Source organism: Herbiconiux daphne, assembly GCF_024979295.1.
GTDB lineage: Bacteria > Actinomycetota > Actinomycetes > Actinomycetales > Microbacteriaceae > Herbiconiux > Herbiconiux daphnes.
The window spans coordinates 1-602 of record NZ_JANLCJ010000559.1 but is presented as its reverse complement, the minus strand read 5'-3'; the positions used below and the strand labels follow the sequence as shown (position 1 = coordinate 602).

Below are 602 nucleotides of genomic sequence, written 5' to 3'. Positions count from 1 at the left end.
AAAGCATTCCCTACTAATCAACAACAGGTATACAACATGGAGGTGAATACCAAGGAAGTGCTTGAATGGCTATTCGAGGTACTCGTATTGGATAATCCAGATGGCAAATGAGGTATGTACCAAAGGTACGAAAATTACCGATATGTCAGGCAAGATACTGGGCTGGTTGTCTGAATCAGATATGAAGAAGATTAAAACCAGAGTAATGCTGGGTGCTGACTTAGCTCACTCAGGTGAGATTACGATAGCCAAAGCAAGCTTTGAGCTATCTCAGCCCTCTCAGCATATCTACCGTGGCTGTCGTGTCGATGGCTACAAGGGTATCTATAAGTTCAGTATCTACCTGACCAAAGCAGAGATGGAGTACCAAGCTCCATACTTCAATAAACATGTAATCATCGAGAAGGTATGAACGTTAAAGGCTTTCATTACAAGCCTTTAGGTATATTGGGTATGCTCGAATACAACGTGTCTGATGTCACTACATCTGGTACAGATGAGGGAACAATCATTGCCACTGTCCATGTCGAGAACATTCAATCACTGCCTGAAGCCAGTGAAGTAATTGTCCCTGTATGGGCATACCCATACCAATTCAATGT

The 602-nt window shown here is 42.7% G+C and carries 2 protein-coding genes; both read left to right on the top strand.

Annotation, left to right across the window (positions count from 1 at the left end; all coding sequences use genetic code 11):
* Nucleotides 1-100: 100 nt before the first annotated feature.
* Nucleotides 101-412, top strand: a complete 312-nt coding sequence (locus N1032_RS26440; RefSeq protein ID WP_259543625.1) for a hypothetical protein — start codon at nt 101-103, stop codon at nt 410-412.
* Nucleotides 409-602 (top strand): hypothetical protein (locus tag N1032_RS26435; RefSeq protein ID WP_259543623.1); only part of this gene is annotated, 194 nt, incomplete at its 3' end. The genes N1032_RS26440 and N1032_RS26435, both read left to right, overlap by 4 nt.

Bases quoted from the DNA above. Each gene is read 5' to 3' on its own strand.
- N1032_RS26440 (WP_259543625.1), top strand. From the start codon at position 101: ATGGCAAATGAGGTATGTACCAAAGGTACGAAAATTACCGATATGTCA.